This window comes from Pseudomonas sp. TH39(2020) (assembly GCF_016650715.1).
Taxonomy (GTDB): Bacteria; Pseudomonadota; Gammaproteobacteria; order Pseudomonadales; family Pseudomonadaceae; genus Aquipseudomonas; species Aquipseudomonas mandelii_C.
Genome location: NZ_JAEKFF010000006.1, coordinates 2,201,909 through 2,220,966, shown reverse-complemented (window position 1 = coordinate 2,220,966; position 19,058 = coordinate 2,201,909). Strand labels below are relative to the sequence as shown.

The following is a 19,058-nucleotide window of genomic DNA, read 5'->3' as shown; positions in this document are numbered from 1 at the left end:
TCAGGCGAACTCGCAGGTCACGCTGGCGTTGCCGTCGAGCGTCGCGTGGACACGCTTGAGGCTTTCGCCCGTGGCCATCGCATCGAGCAAGCGGTCTGCCACCAGCGGCAGCACGTGCAGGTCGAGCAAATGGTCGATCAGGCGCGCGCCACTGTCGCTCTGGGTGCAGCGTTCGGCCAAGTGATCGACGAGGTCTTGCGAGAAAGTGAAATCCAACTGACGACGGTTCAGGCGCTCGCCCAAACGACCGAGTTTGATTTCGATCAGCTCGCGCAGCACCGGGCCGCCCACCGGGTAGTAAGGCACCACGCGCATGCGCGCCAGCAGCGCCGGTTTGAAGTGTTTGCTCAGCACCGGGCGGATGGTTTCTTCAAGGACTTCGGCCGACGGCCGCGCGCCGTTTTCACAGAGCTCGGCGATGCGGTCGCTGCCCAGGTTCGAAGTCATCAGGATCAGCGTGTTGCGGAAGTCGATCTCGCGCCCTTCGCCGTCGTTGGCCACGCCTTTATCGAAGATTTGGTAGAACAGGTTGAGCACATCCGGGTCGGCTTTCTCGACTTCATCGAGCAGCACCACCGAATACGGTTTCTGGCGCACGGCTTCGGTGAGCATGCCGCCCTCGCCATAACCGACGTAGCCCGGTGGCGCGCCGATCAGGCGCGAGACGGTGTGCTTCTCCTGGAACTCGGACATGTTGATGGTGGTGATGAAACGATCACCGCCGTACAGCAAATCCGCCAGGGCCAGCGCGGTTTCGGTTTTGCCGACGCCGCTCGGGCCTACCAGCAGGAACACGCCGACCGGCGCATCAGGTTTGTTCAGGCCGGCAGCGGTGGCGCGCATCGAGCGGTCCAGTGCGTGAACGGCTTGTTCCTGACCACGGATGCGGGTGCGCAAATCGGTGGCGAAGCTCGCGACCTTGGCGTTGTGCTCACGGGCCAGTTGGGCCAATGGCACACCGGTCCAGGCGCTGATCACTTCGGCGACCAGACGCGGGCAGACTTCAAAACTCACCAGACGTTCTTTGATCTGAAGTTCGGTCAGGGCGCGGTGGGTTTCGTTCAGCGCGACTTCCAGGGATGCGACGCTTTGCGCTTCGTCCACAGGGGCTTCGAGCGTTTCGATCACGGTGCCTTCGGCGTCTTCCTCAACCGTGACAGTGGGCTCGACGGCGGCAGCTTCGCGGGCCTTGGCCAGTTGCTGACGCAGGTCCAGCAGACGCTCTGCCAGTTCTTTCTGCTCGGTCCAGAGGGTTTCCAGCACGACCATTTCGTCTTCAGCTTCGGCCAGGCGATCTTCCAAAGCGTCCAGCGCTTCGTGATCGATCAGCAGACCGGCCTCGGCATCACGGCGCAGGGCCTGACGCTGACGACCACCTTCAGCCAGTTCACCACGCAGGCGTTCAAGGCTTTCCGGTGCGGCGGCGAGGCTGATGCGCACGCGAGCGCACGCGGTGTCGAGCACATCGACGGCTTTGTCCGGCAGCTGACGGCCCGCGAGGTAGCGAGCAGACAACTCGGCCGCTGCAACCACCGCGTCATCGCGCAGGTAGATGCCGTGGCTCTTCTCGTAGACCTGCGCCAGACCACGAAGGATGGTCACCGCTTCGCTGACGGTCGGTTCGTGCAGTTGCACCGGTTGGAAACGACGGGCCAGGGCCGGGTCTTTTTCGAAGTATTTTTTGTATTCCGCCCAGGTGGTGGCGGCGATGGTGCGCAACTCGCCACGGGCCAGGGCTGGCTTGAGCAGGTTGGCCGCGTCGGAACCGCCGGCATTGCCGCCCGCGCCGATCAGTGTGTGAGCTTCGTCGATGAACAGGATGATTGGTTTCGGCGAGGCTTTGACTTCGTCGATCACGCCTTTGAGGCGACGTTCGAATTCACCTTTGACGCTGGCGCCCGCCTGCAACAGGCCCATGTCCAGCGACAGCAACTCAACGCCTTTCAAGACTTGCGGCACTTCACCCGCCGCGATGCGCGAGGCCAGACCTTCAACGATGGCGGTTTTACCGACACCGGCTTCACCGACCACAATCGGGTTGTTCTTGCGGCGACGGGCGAGGATGTCGACCATCTGACGGATCGCGCCATCGCGGCACAACACCGGGTCGAGTTTGCCGTCGCGGGCTTGTTGGGTCAGGTTGTGGGTGAAGCGCTGCAGCAGCGATTCGCCGGGCACAGCGGGTTTGCCCGTCGCCGGTTGTTCTTTCTGCGACAGGGCGAATTCTTTCAGGCGCTCGATGTTCAGTTTGGCCAGCAACGACTGGTAGCGGCTGCCGGCGTAGCGCATCGGGTTGCGCAACAACGCGAGGATCAACGCGGCTTGCTCGACCTGGCTTTGGCCCAATTCAAGGTTGGCCACCAGCAACGCATCTTGCAGCCACTGCACCAGTTCCGGGGCGAACACCGGGTTGCGCGAAGCGCTGTGCTCGACCCGCGATTGCAACGCGGCGCTCAGCTCACCGGCATCCACTTCGGCGTCTTGCAGCGCGCGTGCGAGCAAGCCTTGCGGGCGCTCCAGCAAGCCCAGCAGCAAGTCTTCGACGAGGATTTTGCTGCCGCCACGGGCGACGCAACGTTCGGCCGAACTTTCCAGGTCACGACGGGTTTCGGCGTCCAGCGCCTGGATAAGTTGTTGCAGGTCTACGTTGATCATAGGTCTCACGTCCTTAATGAATTTTGCTGCCGAGGGTCACCACGCCGTCCGCTTTTTCGCGGCCCAGCCAACTGGTCCATCCCAGGCGACAGGCGTTCTGCTCACCGATGCGCAGTTCGCGGATTTCTTCCTGGCGCAGGACCAGGCGAATGTCGTAATCGAGCGGGTCACGCAGGGTGAACCGCACCAGCGCGCACAACGGCTGGTAGCCAAAACCGATGGGCAGGAACTCGTGAAAGCGTTGCCAGTCGAGCTCGCGGATATGGATGCGGAATTTGCCGCTGCGGTCGCGCACGTGTTCGCCCAGTACCAGGTCTTCGCCGAGCAGGCTGTTGGCGCGACCGAGGCGATTACGCTGCTCGTCGAGGATTTCCACGCGACGCTCGATGCACTGCTCGATGGTCAGTTCAGCGTGTTTGAAGTAGTAACGCAGCACCGCCTCGATCAGCGCCGCCGAGTGCGCCCGCAAGCTGAGCAAGCCGAGGTACGGCAGCAGGCGTTTCCAGTTCAGTTCCTGGGCCCGGCGGATCTCTTCGCCACCGAGGCCAATCAGCGCAAACAACTGCGAGGAAAACGGGTCGAGGGCGCCGCTCCGGAAGCTCGCGCGGTAGCGGTACTTCTGCCAGATCGGCAGCATCAGCCGTTGCAGGCGATGGTGAAAAAGATCGAGGAAGTTGCGGGTCGGGTTGCCGTCTTCGCTGTCGCCCAGGGCCTGTTCGCCGTAGAACGCCGGCAACGGCGAACCGGAACCGACCAGGCCAATCAGGTTGAAACGCAGACGCGCGCGCAGGTGGCCGTGCTCGGTGAAAAACTCCACGCGATCAACGTCACTGCCGGGAAAACCCAGGCTCGGGTTGGCCTGGAATTCCAGCTGATCGTACAAATCGTCCTGGCTCAGGTGCGGGTGGGCCTCGCGCAGCCGGTCAACTACCAGCAGCACGGCCTGAAACAGCGAGTACTCGCGTATTCCTCGGGTCAGTCCGCTTAAAGCAGCGGCTGAAGGCCCATACGTGGTGTCCATTGGTACACCTCTCCCTGTGTGCTTTTTACCCGCAGCTCGTGGTACGAATTGAGACTGGCGTAAAGCGCGAAAAACTCATTAAGAACCGAAGCGAAAACGAACAGATCGCCCTCGCCGATATACCCTTCCGGGTCGATGGTCAGCTCGGTGCGCAACCCGCGTACCGGCAACCCTCGGTGCAAGCGATCGACGTGTTGGTGTTTGATCGACTTGAGCCCGCCCAGCAGGCGCTTGCTGACTTTTTCAGCGTGTTGGTCGTAGTAGCGCGGCAGGTCGTAGGTTTCGAGAATCACCTTCAACGCATTGACGTCGGCCAGCGACAGATAGTTAAGCGACATGTTGCTGATCAGCTTCCAGAGGAAGTCACGGTTCAGCGGCGGCGCATAACTGGGCGTGGCCGGGGTGATGTTGCGGAAACTGAGGAACTCCGGCGTCTCCTCGCAGGCCACGCAGATGTCGCCGAGCTTGAGCTTGCGCGGCAGGTTCTGGTTGGTGCACATCAGCTCGATCGACAGGGTTTCGTGGGCTTCGGTGTGACGGATGCCGAAGCTCAGGTAGGTGTCGAGGCCGTCGTGCAACGAGGACGAACGCTGGCGAATGCTGTAGTGCGGACGGCTGTTGGGCACGTCGAAACTCGGGTCGTGCTCGAACGATTCGAACGGCACGTACTCCTGATAACCGAGGCCGCCGGGCTTCCAGCCGGTAACGGTTTCCACCGAAAACACACCGCAGTTCTGCAGGTCGTATTCGGCTGGCAGCAGCAGGTATTCGTCCTGCTTGCCGTCGAGGCGGATTGGCAAGGCATCGTGCTTGAACAGGTTGACGATGGGCGTGCAGTAGAGCTTCACGTTGTCCAGCGTCGGACGCAGGCGCTGGATGCCGCTCTTGCGAATATCGAAGCGCAATTCCAGGCCGCGCATCTGCTTGAGCGTGTCTTCCGGCAGGGCTTTGAGCAGGTCCAGACCGTTGATGTCGACGAACAGGAATTTGTCCTGAAAGGCGAAATATTCCTGCAGGTAGCGGTAGCCACGGAAGGTGTTCAACGGATACGGGATCAACGCCTCTTCTTCGGCAAAACCCACCGGCTGCACGCGGTCGCCGGGCATCTTGAATGCCATTGGCGTGCCGTTGACGCCATTGATTGGCTTGCCGGCGCCGTCCAGCGGGATCAGCTCGATGCCTTCCAGGTTGCGCAACAGACTCAGGTAAAGCATCTGGCTGATGTAGCGCTCACCGGCGAAGTGCAGACGCAGACGGCTCAGCTCCAATTCACCGAGGTGGCCGTCAGCGCTCATCTCCAGACGCAGGCTCAACAGCGAACCGTCGCCCTTCACTGAGTAATTCAACGCGGCCAGATCCAGCGGCAAGACTTCGGTCGGGTAGCACGTGCGGAAACGGCAACGCACGTCATCGATCGGCACGCTCTCAATTGGAGTGTCGCGCTCGACCATCAACGCAGGACCCGAACGCTTCAACGGGTCGAACTGCAAAATGCTGAATGCCGGCAGCGGCCGCATATAGTTGGGCCACAGCAGGTGCATCAACGAGTGGCTGAGTTCCGGCAGTTCGTCATCGAGCTTCTGGCGCAGGCGACCGGTCAGGAATGCAAAACCTTCCAGCAACCGCTCCACGTCCGGATCCCGCCCGGCCTGGCCGAGGAAAGGCGCCAACGCTGGACTACGCTCGGCGAAACGGCGGCCTAACTGGCGCAGTGCGGTGAGTTCGCTTTGGTAGTAGTGGTTAAAGGACACGGGGTACCTTCCTGGTAGTGGAACTCATGAAAAAACTGTCCTGTAGAGCGCTACCCTGAAAAAAATTGGACTAGGGCAGCATTCATTTTTTTGAATGCTCCGCGACGGATCATTAGTAAGTTTCACTGAACACCCAGTGATTAAAGCTGTAAAGAACAACAGCACCTACAACTGAGGAAGCCAAGAATGAAAATCCATTGTGCGAGCTTTTATATTTAAAAAATTTCAATAACGCTTCTACAAAACGATAAAAAGAAAACCCCATCACGCTCGGGGTTTTCCATCTTATTTTAGAACCGGATATCAGCGGCATTCTGGAATTATCCAACTTTCCCAGCCTTCGGAGCCTGGGTACACAATCATTTCACCACGAAACTCTGGAGCAACGCCGGCATTTCCTTCTCTCATCCAGAGATTCCACTCAGACGTTTCCAACAATTCATCATTCTTCGTATAAACACGATAAAAATATGGACTACTGAAATATTTAAAGATACGCCCAGCGACGACACCCAGGACTTTGTAATCAGGTGCATATGTGGCGATATAACACTCGCCCGAATCATTCCAATCCGTGCGCAAGGGTTTTGCAGTCCATGAGCTCTGCACTTTCAACCCAAGAAGGACCAATAGCGGTAGCGCCACAACCATCAAGAGAATGAATACTCGCTTTCCAATAGCAGTTCTCATGGCGCTACCTTAGGCTTAACAGATCTTTGCGAAAACTCAGAAAAATCGTCAGCAGTAAAACGATGGTGAATAGACACAGGTACTTTTTTAACAGTTGAGTACACGAACAAATCACCGCCCTTGCCATATTTCTGACGATATTGGTTATAACTATCGTTGGTAACCTTGAAATAAACTTTCCCGTCAACCTCGTAAGTTTTCGGCGCAGTAAAGTATGCGTAGACGCTAGGCTTCACCACACCATCATGGTTCCAGTAACCAAGCAACTGGTCATCACCGCCTTCGTTCAAAAACTCATACGTGTCACGTATGTAACATCCAATCTCTTCAATGTGCAGTGTGGCCGCCATTTTTTTGGTCTTAGGCGTGGTGCTAAACTTCGTAACTGCAAACTTAACGACAAACCCTCCCAACGTTCCGTACACGTCATCTAAAGGATTGTTCTTTTTTTCCGATGTCGATGTCCCGATAGGTCTGAAGTTATATTGTGTAACGCTTTCCAATGCCCTTGCGCTTAAAGCGCTGTAGTCATAAGTGCCTTTTACAAGATCCTGATTTGCCTCATCGAGCACTCCCAGTGACCTCATACACGTCATAAACTGCAAAAGACCTGGCGCCAGTTGCGTCAAACCTTTTTGACGACCGATAAGTTCATTGTATTGGCTGGGATTTGTCACTTTACCGATCAGCTCTTTGATCACTTCGCCCGTGTGGGGCGAAGCAGTGGTGAGCCAATCAAAATTCAGATCATCGAACAGCTTCTCCTGGGCAATCTTGTCAACCGCCAGACGCCCCAGTTTTTCGCTTGAAGACATCACAAATGGTGCACCATCTAGCCACCGCTGCATGATTCGGGCGCTCTCCTTCCAGCCCATCTTCGTCATCACACCTGGAATATCCGTGACCTGGAAATCTTCCACAGTCGCCTCCACTGGCTTCTTGTCAGAAGAAGGAGTGAGCTGGGCCGTTATAGGTGCGGGTGCAGACATGTGATGGTCCCTTATGCAATCACGATAGAAGACTGTGGTTCGAAAGTGAGCGTGACGCTTTCAGCCAAATGGGACGCTATCGAGGCTGTTTTACCCTGTGCATCCGTAACGCCTTTGAACTCTTTGCCTGATGCCGTACGCAAGGTGTATGCGCGGTCAGCAACCGGCGCTCCGGTTTTCGGATTACGCACCACAAAGTGCTGGCTGAACGGCCACTGAATCTCCACCGGCAACGGCGCCACAAACGGCACCGGCGAATGCGAATTCCCGATAATCACCGTCCCGGACCCGGCCGTAACCTTGTTGCCATGTGTCCCAACCGAATCAACCGTCGCAGCCGGTTTTCCATTAATCAAAACCGTCGTCGCCAACCCGCCCGACATCGCACCACCACACGCCGAGGCATCGCCTTGGCGGGCGGCCGCGAGGCCGTCGAAGAAGACGTTGCCGGAACCGGCGGCGATCGGGTTGGTGCCGTGGCCGGGGAGCGGGCAAGCGGTAGGGTCGGTGACACGTGCTGCGGGTTTGCCGGACATACGAATCTCCTTAGTTGACCTTCACTTGACCGCTGCCATCCAGGCGCGCGGCGAAACTGACCTGACGCTTGAAACCATCAACTTCCAGCAAGCCTTCGATGCTGAAGGACAGGCGAAGCTGATCGTGGTCACGCGGCAGGGAGATGACATGCACATTGCTCAGGCGTGGCTCGTAGGCTTCGATGAAATTTTCGATGGCCAGACGGGCCTGACTCAGGGAGTCGTGCAGGCTCAGACGCATGTCATTGAGATCGGGTAGCCCGTAATCGGACAGCGTTTGCACACTGCCCGCACGGGTGCTGAGCATCTTGGCCAGATGGGCAGCCACGGACGCCATGGCGGAGACCTCGCGGCTCCAGCCGACGCGTTTGTCCGCGTCGCCACCCAGGCGTTCGAAAAGGCTGCCGTATCCAGTCATGAGTTAGCTCCGCTTACTCTTTGTCCAGCTTGCCAACCAGCGACAGGGTGAAATCGGCACCCATGTACTTGAAGTGCGGGCGCACGTTCAGGCTGACGCGGTACCAGCCAGGCTCGCCTTCGACATCGCTGACGATGATCTGTGCAGCGCGCAGTGGACGACGGCCACGCACTTCGGCGCTTGGGTTTTCCTGGTCGGCCACGTACTGGCGGATCCACTTGTTGAGTTCCAGCTCGAGGTCGGTACGTTCTTTCCACGAACCGAGTTGCTCGCGCTGCAGCACTTTCAAGTAGTGAGCCAGGCGGTTGACGATCATCATGTACGGCAGTTGGGTGCCGAGCTTGTAGTTCAGCTCTGCTGCCTTGCCTTCTGCGCTGATGCCGAAGAACTTCGGCTTCTGCACCGAGCTGGCGGAGAAGAACGCCGCGTTGTCGGAGCCTTTGCGCATGGTCAGGGAGATGAAGCCTTCCTCGGCCAGTTCGTATTCACGACGGTCGCTAACCAGAACCTCGGTAGGAATCTTGGTTTCGATTTCGCCCATGCTTTCGAAGTGGTGCAACGGCAGGTCTTCAACCGCGCCACCGCTCTGCGGGCCGATAATGTTCGGGCACCAGCGGAATTTGGCGAAGCTGTCGGTCAGCTTGGTGCCGAACGCGTAGGCCGTGTTGCCCCACAGGTAGTGCTCGTGGCTGTTGGCGACGGTTTCTTTGTACACGAACGATTTGACCGGGTTTTCTTCCGGGTCGTACGGGTTACGCAGCAGGAAGCGCGGCACGGTCAGGCCAACGTAACGGGAGTCTTCCGACTGGCGGAAGCTCTGCCATTTGGCGAATTGCGGGCCTTCGAAGTGATCTTTCAGATCCTTCAGGTCCGGCAAACCGGTGAAGCTTTCCAGGCCGAAGAATTTCGGGCCGGCAGCCGCAATGAACGGCGCGTGGGACATGCAGGCAACGCTGGACACGTACTGCATCAGTTTCACGTCCGGCGAGCTTGGGGACATGAAGTAGTTGGCGATGATCGCGCCAACCGGCTGACCACCGAACTGACCGTATTCAGCGGTGTAGATGTGCTTGTACAGGCCCGATTGCATCACTTCCGGCGAATCTTCGAAGTCGTCCAGCAGGTCGTCTTTGGAGACGTTGAGGATTTCGATCTTGATGTTTTCGCGGAAGTTGGTGCGGTCGACCAGCAACTGCAGGCCACGCCACGACGATTCCAGGGACTGGAAAGACGGGTGGTGCAGGATTTCGTCCATCTGGCGGCTGAGCTTGGCATCGATCTCGGCGATCATGCGGTCAACCATGGCCTTCTTGACTGGCTCACCGTTGTTCTGCGGCTTGAGCAGCTCTTCGATGAAGGCCGACACACCGCGTTTGGCGATGTCGTAGGCTTCGTCGTCCGGCGTCAGGCGGGTTTCGGCGATGATGCTGTCGAGAATGCTGTATTCGCCGTTCTCTTTGCTCTTTTGCTGTGCTGCGCTAGTGCTCATTGTTGGCTTCCTTGACTGATGGGGGCTCAGACGTTCTGGGGGGCGTCCTGGGCGGCGGCGTTCAAGCCCAGCTCACCCAGTACGCGACCGCGGGATTCGTCGTCGGCGAGAACGCCTTCGATGGCTTTGCGGAACGCAGGCGCGTTACCCAGCGGGCCTTTGAGGGCCACCAGCGCGTCGCGCAGTTCCATCAGTTTTTTCAGCTCAGGCACTTGCTCAACCAGGCTGGCCGGGTTGAAGTCCTTCATCGAGTTGACGCGCAGCTGCACGCCCAGCTCTTCAGTGCTGCCCTCTTCCTGAAGACGGTTCGGCACGTTCAACGTCAGGGTCAGCTCTTGCTTGGCCAGCACTTCGTCGAAGGTCATCTTGTCGATGCTGATCGGCTTGCGATCTTCGACTTTACGTTCGTCCTTGCGGTGGGTGTAGTCACCGATTGCCAGTAGTTTCAACGGCAGTTCAATCTCTTCCTGAGCACCACCGGTGGCAGGTTTGAAAGTGACGTTGATGCGTTCCTTGGGGGCTACCGAGCCTTCTTTGGCCATGGCTATTCTCCTTGCGGTTGTGGCCCGGGGGCCTATTCGAGTACCACTTCGAGATCGAGGTGGCACAGCCTGCGATAAATCTCTTCCTTGCGTTCACGTACGGCATGGTTCTGCGGCAACAACTCGCAGCAGCTATGCAGTAAATGCAGCACTTCCAGCGCAAGATCGGGCTCCCAGGCGTTCAGGCCTGAGTCCTGTAATGTTTGGTCCAGGGTTTCGAGTTGGGTCCTGGCCAGTTCGTATTTCTTGGCCATGAAGCACAGCCGCGCGAGGGCGAACTGCCAGAAGAACCGGGCGCGTCCGCCTTGGGCGCTTTGCAGGCCTTGCTTGAGGATCTGCACGGCGGCCTTGAGGCCGTCCTTGCGCAGGATCGGCAAGACTTCTTCCAGGGCCAGTTCCCAGGCTGGCTGGGTGTCGGCGACTTCGACCTTGCGCGGCGCGCTGGCGCTTTGCAGATGTGGCATGACGTGGGCGCTGACCCAGGCGCGAGTGGCCGGATCAGCGAACGGCGCGCCGTCATGGAAGCGCAATTCGATGATGCCGGGCAGGCGCTGAATCAAAAGCGCGAAGTGGATTTCCACTTCGCGCATAGCCATCTCGGCGTTCAGGCCCTGGAGGCACTCCCAGACCATTCGCTGGCCATCGAACCAGAACGGCGCCTTCGCCAGGCTCGCCTCCAGTTCCACCAGCAGATCGGCGTATTTGGCCTGGTCGTAACGGTCCTGGTAAGCCTTGAGCTTGTCGGCGGGCAAACCGCGCAGAACGGTGATCTGCTCGGCGTTGCGCTCGGGCACCGCGTCGATGGGCAACCACAACAGTGTGCGATTGAGGCGCAAGGCGCGCAGGTCGGTGGCTTTCTGCTTGAGCCACCAGGCACACAACGGCCGCGCGCTTTCCTGCTGGGCACGCAGGGCTTTATGGGCTTCTTTTTCGTTGTCGATCGGTGCGCCGGGGGTGAACAGTTGCGTGGCGGCTTGTTTGACCTGGGCCACGGCGGCGCCGACCACACCGGGCTCCGGCTGGTTGTCAGCGGCGCGCTGGACCATGTTTTTTAAACGACGCGAGATTGGCAGCAACAACGGGGCGTCGTCGCCCAGATGTTCGGTGCAGGCAGAATCGAGGCCTTCCAGATGTTCCACCAGACGGCGGAACATCGGCAACTGCTCTTTGATCGCGACGTTTTCGGTCAGCACCTGCTCAAGACGCGGTACCAACCAACTGACGGCAGCGGAGCGGGTGCGGGCCTTATTGGGATGAACCTCGGCCCAGTGGTTCTCGCACAGGTGGTGCAGAAGTCCGAGGCCGGCCAGCAGCCCCTGGAAGGATTCGCGCTGGTACAGGGCCCAGGTCAGCCAGGCGCCAACCCGCAAGTCCTTGGACTGGGTGCGCAGCAGGTTTTCACTGTTTTCGCGGATTTTCAGCCAGTCGATCTGACCGCTTTCGTGCATGGATTGGGCTTTGCCCAGCTCGCTTTCCAGCGCCTCATATTCGCTCGAAAAGCGAACGTCCTCGCCCGCGAAATTCTCTTTGGAAACAGAGGCTTTTGCGAGTTCGAGGTAATGAGCGGAAAGTTTGCTTGAGTAGGACATCCCTGGCCTTTAGTTAGGATTACAGTCATACGTCCATTGGAGTTCCAACGACGCGAGACAGAATCAAAGAGCTGCGATGAGTCTCATCCAATTGAGTTCGTGCTCTTTCAAGTGCGCGCATCGTAATCACAATGATGGCCACTAGCAAGCATCTGATTAAACAACAAGACGAAGTGTATTTTTATCTCGTAGGAGATGTCCCTATATGTAGCAGGGGGATCCCTGATATCCGCTTAACAATTCATCGCTCGACCTAATGGCCTGAAACCACTGAGATAGAGCCATCAGCCCCTCCACCTTAATAAATGCCGTATTCATTGCCGATTCGCCCCTGAGACAGGCGCGAAGCATGCCAAAAATACAAAATTATGAATGTAGGAGCATTCCGAAATGTTACCGATATCAGTGAATAAAACGACGAGCGACAACAACCAATAAGAAAAGTGCCATCATTGTGATGGCATTTTTATATTTCAAACAAAGTTCCAAAATGGAACTTCCGGTATCGCGGAAATTTCATACCGGGCTTCAAGACCCCTCCTACATCAATACTTTGGATGCCTTGTTAGCGTGCACGGCATTTTGGCGACCTGCTCGGGCCAGGCATGGTTTGAACGGCGCGATTTCTCTCTCTTAGCTTAAGGACGAGCTACTCGGAAGCAAAAGGATAAGCGCATGCTTGCATCGGCTAACGCTGCTCACTTCACCCTTGTGATCCCTACGGTTCGCAACGATTTTAAAGTACTGGCTTTTAAAGGCACTGAAAGCATCAGCGCCTTGTACTCGATTCGAGTCGATCTGGTCAGCGAGTACCCGGATATTGATCTGGAGAGTCTGCTCAGCCAACCGGCATTTCTTCAATTCGGGCTTAACGGCGAGGGCATTCACGGTCGCATCGAAAACGTGGTTGTCGGGGAATCGGGGAAGCGCCTGACCCGTTATCATCTGTCTCTGGTGCCTGCGTTGCACTACCTGCAATTCAGTCACGATCACCGGGTTTTCCAAAACCTGACAGTGCCGCAAATCATCACCCAGGTACTCCAAAGGCATGGCATTCAGGCTGATGTATTCACCTTCCATGTCAGCACCAGCGTCGAGCGCGAGTACTGCATTCAATACGGGGAAAATGATTTCGAATTTCTCCAGCGCCTGTGCGCCGAAGACGGTATTGCATGGCATCACCAACATTCGCCTGAAAGTCATTTACTGGTGTTCACCGACGACCAGGTCTTTTTCCCGACGCTAGGCGCAACCCCATATCGACAAGACACCGGCATGGTCGCGGAGCATCCGGCCGTCAACCGGTTCGCCATGGGTTTCAGCACTCGCACCAGCACGGTCACACGCCGCGACTATGACCTGAAACGCCCTGGCCTATTGCTGGAAAGTCGCTTCACCGCCGAGTTCACCCCCGAGCTTGAAGACTACCGCTATCCGCTGCTGATGAAGACTGATAAACATGGCAAACAGCTAGTCCGCCAAGCGCTGGAGCGACACCGTAGCGACTATCAGTTGGTCGAGGGAGCAAGCAATCAGCCTACGCTGCGCAGCGGTTACTTGTTCGACCTGACCGAACACCCGCGAAAAACCTGCAATGGCATATGGTTGCTGGTAAGCCTTCATCACGAAGGGAAAGAACCGCAATCTCTGGAAGAAGCGTACGTCAGCGACGAGACACCCGCTGACGGTTTCACTCAAGGCTACCGCAACCGTTTTAGCGCCATTCCATCAGACGTGCTCTACCGCCCTCCTCAGCGCCCCCGAAAACCTGTGCTTGTCTGCCAGACCGCTCGTGTCACAGGACCGCCCGGAGAGGAGATTTTTTGCGACGAGTACGGCAGGGTTCGCGTCGAACTTCCTTGGGACCGAGCAGAACTCAACAGCGAAAAAAGCAGCTGCTGGCTACGGGTTGCCTCCAGTTGGGCGGGCGAAGGATTTGGAGCAGTGACCATCCCGCGCGTCGGGATGGAAGTGGTCGTGACTTTTCAGGAGGGCGACCCGGATCAACCGTTGATCACCGGTTGCGTGGCCAACAAGGTCACGTATGTCGCTCATCAATTGCCCGAGAACAAAACCAGAACAGTGCTGCGTAGCCAAAGCTCGCCGCGTACTGGCGGCTACAACGAATTGTCGATTGAAGACCGCGCCGGGCGGGAAAAAATCTACCTGCGCGCCCAACGCGACATCGAGCAATTGATCCTCCACGACAGCCACAGTCTGATCAACAACGACCGCTTCGAGCAGGTGGACAACCACAGCACCAGCCTGATCAAGGGCAAGGAATTGCACACCACCCAAGGCATGCGAAGCACGGTGATCGGTGGTGATGAGTTGATCACTATCAGCGGCAACAGCAGCACGACGTCCGCTGGTTCGCTGGTTCGCTGGTGATTCACGCCGGTCAACAGGCGCATGTCACCGCCAGTAACGTGGTGATCGATGCAGGCATGAGCCTGACGCTCACGGCGGGTGGTCACCACATCGTCATCAATGCGAGCGGGATCTTCAGCAGCGTGCCCATCGTCGAGGGTGGTGCGCCACTGGCGGGTATTCAGCCGCTACAGGCTCTACAAGCTCCGGCTCGCACCGCCAATGCCGTCATCGCCAACCCAATGTCCATCGTCGCCAGCGCCCGACAGCAGGCGGCGGACTACTGCCCGCTTTGCGAGGCCTGTCTTGCTGGCCAATGCAGCATTGGAGAAGTCGCATGAATACCCTTGAACAATGGCTGTTCGATCAATCCCGGTCCGCACGGGAGCTTTATCTGGTGCTCGACTCGGACGGTCAGCTCGACGAGCGCAATGCATTAACCAGGGAACTGGGCGCCGATCAGTACCGCAATCTGTATGTGGGGACGGCGGCTAATTCAATGGCGCAAGCAGGACCTGTTCTTTTTCAGGTGAGTACCGTCAAACATCCGGTCATCCAGGCGCTGCTTGACACGCCGGAGCGTCATTGGGGCTGGCTGGCCAGTGCCGCCCTCACGGACCTTGATGCTTTGGCGACTCACTGGCGCGACCGGCTGGTAGTCGGTGATCGCCCGAATCAGGCGCTGTATCGCTTCCACGATAATCGCGTACTGGGGCGCGCCCTGAGCCATCTGCAACCCGAGCAGTACACCGATTATCTGGGGCCGATCGCCAGCGTCTGTTACTGGCACGCGGAGCAATGGACGGTCACTGACAACCCTGACCCCGGCGAACACCCGCTACCGGTTGATCCGGCCTGGTTGAAAACCCCGACGCCGGACATTGTCTACGCGAACGTGCAGTTCGATAACACACGCCGCTACCTGATCCGTGAGCACACCGAAGCCTTGGTTGCCCTCGCCACAGAGCGCGATGTGGATGACTGGTTGTGGGGCTTGATTCAATTGGCTCGTTTATGGGGATGGCAACAACCGGAGCAGGTGCATTTTTTGCTGACTCAGTGCTTGAAAGCGCCTGGGTACTTGCCTCCCAAGGCATGGCAACCGAAGCCGGAAGAGGATTCAGCGGCGCATTTTGAGCGGGTGTATCAGCAAGTGTTGTATTGGGAGGGAGATGCACACTTATAAAGCGCGTCGTCAGTACCTTAAAAACATACGAAATCACCCAATCAATGCGAACTTTCAAAACGACAATATGAAAAGAATTAAATTAGCAGCAAACAGAATGATCGTAATTTTGATTACGACCTCTTTAACTGGTTGCATTGGTTACACCCTAAAAACACCTGATCCTTATACGCGCAGCGGAGACAAAACAACCCGTGAGTGGTGTGGGATTACGCTATGGGCTCTAATTTTACCAATCCCATTAATGCTGCCTGTATGCAAGGTGTACAAGGACCAAAAATTCAACTCTGATTTTTATGCGTGCGGCCCTCTTATGTTTCTAGGACCTTTAGTTCATAGCTACAAAGGGAACGCTTTGTGTGGAAAATTCCCTGGATAATCAAAGGTAAGCGCAAAAGGGAAGTGAGTTTGATTGTGTATGCGGAGAAACACTTGCTATCGGCTGCGGCGGATACACCAGCACCTTCCGCATACCGGCCGGTCGCCACACTTCCCCCATTTACGCAGGCTGTACGGAAAACAAGGACGTAACGCCATGACGCATCAGAAAGCGCTGTATTCGCGGGGATATGTCCCGCACATCAAACGAATCGTTCAAAGCCTGACACTCAGCAGTTGCCTCGCCCTGACCCTGGGTTGCTCTGCTGTCGGTAAGCCAAATACTTTTACCTTCGTCCCCGACTTCCCGCCCAACTTCAAGTACGAGCTGAAAGCCATCTACATCCCCGCCAAAGGGGAAACATGCAGCTTGCCCGGAGGGCGAAATTTTCAGGTCAGCTTCAATAAACCCAACATGGAATACGAGGCCACTGCCGAAATTGAGCTGTACAGGACCGTGAGCGACTGTCCGATGGCGTTGAACCTTGTGGAGCTCAAGGTCATAGGCGTTTTTGGCCCGGAACGAAGTGACAGCAGCTATGACTTCGCCTCATTTGCCGTGCGTCCAGAGTTGTTGGAGCGACACATGGGCACGTTCAGCGATGACGGCACAGGTGAGTTCTTCGGTGAATGCCAGTGGTTTTTCCGTACTGTCGGCCCCGAGCGTTACCTCATAAAAATCCTCTACTGCAAAAACACTGATGCGCAGGGGATCGTCACCAAAGGTCGTCCTTCTACGGCTTACACGCTAGATCAACTACCGGGGAAAACGGTAACGCTTAAGGTCAAGTTGGCCGTCGATGAAGAGCCTTACATGGGAGACACATGGGTGAAGGTGCCCAACGGCTGGAAGCGCTGCATGGGGAAAGGTTTTGAAGACCAGCATGCGTTTTGTTACGGCAACCATAAAGATTTCAGCACATTCAAGATGGTGGATGAGCGGATCTGCACCATTTACCCAGGCTGTACGGAAAACAAGGATGAGACCCCATGAGCGTTGAAGCTTTATCCGCCAATGATGCACCATTCATGCAGGGCAACATCCACGCCTGCCCTTTGCGTGGCCATTCGACGAGTTTTCAGTTAGTGGACGAGTTTGGTGATGGTAAGCCATATGCAGGTTTGCCCTTCGAGGTCACCGACTACGAAGATACTGTCTACTCAGGCAAGTTAGATGCGAACGGCGCCGGCAAAGTTACGAACCATTTTTGTGGACCGGTGGTACTCAAACTCAGTCAGGCGTATCAAGGGAGTAATGATGATTACAGCGAGCTAATTCGCAGAAAACACTACCCACTCCCCATCACCGAACTCCAAGTACGCGCCGAAAAAACCCGCTTCTTCAACAAATCAGGCGTACGAACCCAAGCCAATCCCGCAAAAGACCTCGCTGCCCCCACTACCTATTACCAGGTTGAAGTGAGTGAACTGGTAAAGCACGTGGCGCACTTGCCGCCCCTGGCCTTTCGTCGCGACCCACCCAATATGGTGGTGCACAAACTGCTGCGATCCACTCTCAAAACCAGAGCTTTCACAATTGTCGATAAAAGCGCCCCGGATGGAGGGCTAAACGGGGTCTTCAGTCAGATGGACATGGCCACGGTCGAGTTGGGTTTCTTCCCGCCACCGCCCAAACCAAAGGGCATCGCCCTGCTGCCGAACAAACACCATGTGATGGAAGTGCGGCCAATGAGAGCGCTACGCCCGATGTTGTCGACCGGCGACGAATTTTGCGCACTCAACCTCTATCAACTGGCCTTGATGTCGACCCTGAGTTACACCGACTTTGGTCAGGAGCCGAACACACAACCGGTCAAAACAGACAGCGTGAGCTTCCCCTTGCAGCCAACCAGCGGTAACTGGTTCGGCCATGCATTGCCGCAGTTTGATGAGTTGTGGAAAGTCGATGCTACACAGACGAAGAAGTACTACCCGCTGTATGAAGAGGTCCCTTATTCAAAACGGCTGGAAGTGGTGCCGTTCGACCCGTTGCTCTACCCCGAGGTCAACAATCCAGAGTTGGGAGATGAGCAGGAACACCCGGCCAAACTGCACTTTCTCGATGATCGCAATAATAAAAACAGCACGGACACCCAAGCCTTCATCACCCATCACGACGAATTGATATTGGTTAGTGTGCGCGGAACCCAAGAACTACTGCCCGACGGCCTGCGTGATATGCATGCCCAGCAGGTTCCTTTTGAAGAAGGAGAAGGCAAGGTTCACAACGGCTTCTACGGAGCCGCCAAGGTCGCCTACCCGTTTGTCGTGAGCTACCTGGAAAAATTCTACAGCGGACAAAAACTGCTGATTACAGGGCACAGTCTGGGCGGAGCGGCGGCGCTGATATTGGCTGAAATGTTGCGACGCAATAAACGATATGCGCCGAACATCGTGCTCTACACCTACGGCGCACCCCGCGCTGGCGATGCTACTTTTGTCGAAAGCGCCCACCCTCTGAGCCATCACCGTATCGTCAAACACAACGACCCCGTGCCGAGCGTGCCCGCCACGTGGATGAATACGCCGTCCGTGCCGATGTATTACAAGCATGGGGCGATAATTGTGCTGACCCCCGTCATTGGCTTGGCATACCTGGTTGTGAACATGATCAACTTCAGGGGCGAGCCCTACGGGCACCACGGCAAGCTGCGCCACTTCATGCCAGTGGTATCTGGCAAAGAGCACAAGTCCTCGATTCTGTGGGAGCCGGGTTGCAGCACGATCAACGATCACGGCTGTGCAGAGGCGTTGCATCAGCTCGATGGTCTGCCCAAACGTGGCTCACTCCTGCGGCAGATGACGGAGGCCTCCGATCACTCGATGGTCGGCAGCTACATACCCGGCTGCTGGGCCAGCCTGCGCCGTTGGCAGGAGGCACAGGAGCTCAAGCGCTCACTGGTGACCCTGCGAGAATTCGAATGGGTCGACGGCGCATTGAAAAACATCAGCAAACAACTGGACGACATCAAACGGAACATAGAAAAGAACCCCAGCGCTCACGCCAATTACCATCAAGACGCGCAAAAGACCGAGGCTCTAGGGGACGAAAAGGAAAAGATTCAGATGACCCGGGATCGCCTGGTAACCCTGCGCGGGCAGCGAGTCACTGAGGCCGACGTTTACGGTAGCTACGCCGACCAGCCCGAGTGGGTACAGGAGAACCTTCTGCGCTGGACCATGCACCCGGAAAACATCGTTCAGGAACAACTGGCGATGATTCCACCGGTCGCCGAAGACCACGACGCAGCCATTGCGGCAATGACCGGAGGGCATGCCGTGGGCACGCCATTTCATCTGGATATTGATTCGATTGTGTAGCGCTTAAGGGGCAGCGTGGCCGACACCACTCTCAAGTAGCTTTCCGTCAATTAAACACCGCCCGACAGTGCTTGTTTAAAACGGCTCAAGGTTACTTCCTGCAAGCTACAACACCTTGCGCCG

General features: G+C 57.0%; 13 protein-coding genes and 1 pseudogene. 4 read left to right on the top strand and 10 right to left on the bottom strand.

The genetic code is table 11. The features are described 5' to 3' along the window. From tssH to tssA, 10 genes are all read right to left on the bottom strand, one after another. Entirely contained in the window at positions 1 to 2,655 is a 2,655-nt protein-coding gene (gene tssH / locus JFU47_RS17830; RefSeq protein WP_201184644.1) for a type VI secretion system ATPase TssH, read from the bottom strand. A 13-nt stretch (positions 2,656 to 2,668) separates the two neighbouring features. Next, positions 2,669 to 3,676, bottom strand: a complete 1,008-nt coding sequence (tssG, locus tag JFU47_RS17825; protein ID WP_123367536.1) for a type VI secretion system baseplate subunit TssG — start codon at positions 3,674 to 3,676, stop codon at positions 2,669 to 2,671. Further along, a complete protein-coding gene (gene tssF, locus JFU47_RS17820; RefSeq protein WP_201184642.1) occupies positions 3,640 to 5,427 on the bottom strand; it encodes a type VI secretion system baseplate subunit TssF in 1,788 nt (595 codons plus the stop codon). The genes tssG and tssF overlap by 37 nt, the downstream gene beginning before the upstream one ends. A gap of 303 nt (positions 5,428 to 5,730) precedes the next feature. Continuing rightward, positions 5,731 to 6,117: a hypothetical protein gene (locus JFU47_RS17815; RefSeq protein WP_140675604.1), complete on the bottom strand. Its 387-nt coding sequence runs from the start codon at positions 6,115 to 6,117 to the stop codon at positions 5,731 to 5,733. Continuing rightward, positions 6,114 to 7,106, bottom strand: a complete 993-nt coding sequence (locus JFU47_RS17810) for a DUF6402 family protein (protein ID WP_201184640.1) — start codon at positions 7,104 to 7,106, stop codon at positions 6,114 to 6,116. The genes JFU47_RS17815 and JFU47_RS17810 overlap by 4 nt, the downstream gene beginning before the upstream one ends. A gap of 11 nt (positions 7,107 to 7,117) precedes the next feature. Next, positions 7,118 to 7,642: a PAAR domain-containing protein gene (locus tag JFU47_RS17805; protein ID WP_201184638.1), complete on the bottom strand. Its 525-nt coding sequence runs from the start codon at positions 7,640 to 7,642 to the stop codon at positions 7,118 to 7,120. A gap of 10 nt (positions 7,643 to 7,652) precedes the next feature. After that, entirely contained in the window at positions 7,653 to 8,060 is a 408-nt protein-coding gene (tssE, locus tag JFU47_RS17800) for a type VI secretion system baseplate subunit TssE (protein ID WP_027926313.1), read from the bottom strand. 13 nt (positions 8,061 to 8,073) lie between these two features. After that, positions 8,074 to 9,549: a type VI secretion system contractile sheath large subunit gene (gene tssC, locus JFU47_RS17795; RefSeq protein ID WP_123367531.1), complete on the bottom strand. Its 1,476-nt coding sequence runs from the start codon at positions 9,547 to 9,549 to the stop codon at positions 8,074 to 8,076. A gap of 26 nt (positions 9,550 to 9,575) precedes the next feature. After that, the gene (gene tssB, locus JFU47_RS17790; RefSeq protein ID WP_129439931.1) at positions 9,576 to 10,091 is read right to left on the bottom strand and encodes a type VI secretion system contractile sheath small subunit; all 516 of its coding nucleotides are present in this window, start codon (positions 10,089 to 10,091) and stop codon (positions 9,576 to 9,578) included. A gap of 32 nt (positions 10,092 to 10,123) precedes the next feature. Continuing rightward, a complete protein-coding gene (gene tssA, locus JFU47_RS17785) occupies positions 10,124 to 11,680 on the bottom strand; it encodes a type VI secretion system protein TssA (RefSeq protein ID WP_201184636.1) in 1,557 nt (518 codons plus the stop codon). Positions 11,681 to 12,355: 675 nt separating this feature from the next. On the opposite strand from tssA, the pseudogene JFU47_RS17780 reads away from it, so the two are divergent. The 4 genes and pseudogenes from JFU47_RS17780 (at position 12,356) to JFU47_RS17765 (ending at position 18,935) form a co-directional block, all read left to right on the top strand. Beyond that, positions 12,356 to 14,391: pseudogene (locus tag JFU47_RS17780) on the top strand (type VI secretion system Vgr family protein). Further along, positions 14,388 to 15,236 carry a DUF4123 domain-containing protein gene (locus tag JFU47_RS17775; RefSeq protein WP_201184634.1) on the top strand — a complete coding sequence of 283 codons (849 nt, stop codon included), beginning with the start codon at positions 14,388 to 14,390 and terminating at the stop codon, positions 15,234 to 15,236. The pseudogene JFU47_RS17780 and the gene JFU47_RS17775 overlap by 4 nt, the downstream one beginning before the upstream one ends. 580 nt (positions 15,237 to 15,816) lie before the next feature. Beyond that, positions 15,817 to 16,608 (top strand): hypothetical protein, encoded by a 792-nt coding sequence (locus JFU47_RS17770; RefSeq protein WP_201185257.1) that lies wholly within the window; start codon positions 15,817 to 15,819, stop codon positions 16,606 to 16,608. Beyond that, the gene (locus tag JFU47_RS17765; RefSeq protein WP_201184632.1) at positions 16,605 to 18,935 is read left to right on the top strand and encodes a lipase family protein; all 2,331 of its coding nucleotides are present in this window, start codon (positions 16,605 to 16,607) and stop codon (positions 18,933 to 18,935) included. Before JFU47_RS17770 ends, JFU47_RS17765 begins: the two co-directional genes overlap by 4 nt. Positions 18,936 to 19,058 lie beyond the last annotated feature (123 nt).